We start from the raw sequence: 279 nt of genomic DNA, 5'->3' as shown, positions 1-279 counted from the left end.
ACCAATGACCGCGCAATCAAGAATACCTTCACAATCGAGCATGACCGATTCGATTTCGTTCGGGAAGACGTTGAAGCCTGAGACCAAAATCATATCTTTTTTACGGTCTAACAGTCTAAAGTAGCCTTTTTCGTCCATGCTAACGATATCGCCAGTGCGGAAATAACCGTCACTGGTGAAGTCATCACTGCTGTCTCTATTCAGATAGCCTAAGGTTACGTTAGGACCTTTGACACACATCTCGCCAGCTTGGTTGACGCCCACACGATTGCCTTCATC

General features: G+C 46.2%; 1 pseudogene. It reads right to left on the bottom strand.

Annotated features, from left to right (window positions below):
• Nucleotides 1–279: pseudogene (locus AAEZ05_RS28355) on the bottom strand (long-chain fatty acid--CoA ligase); the annotation flags it as partial.

Source organism: Pseudomonas sp. HY13-MNA-CIBAN-0226 (genome assembly GCF_040310305.1).
GTDB classification, from domain to species: Bacteria; Pseudomonadota; Gammaproteobacteria; order Pseudomonadales; family Pseudomonadaceae; genus Aquipseudomonas; species Aquipseudomonas gregormendelii.
The sequence above is the reverse complement of the archived record's forward strand: the minus strand, read 5'-3'. Positions and strand labels throughout refer to the sequence as shown.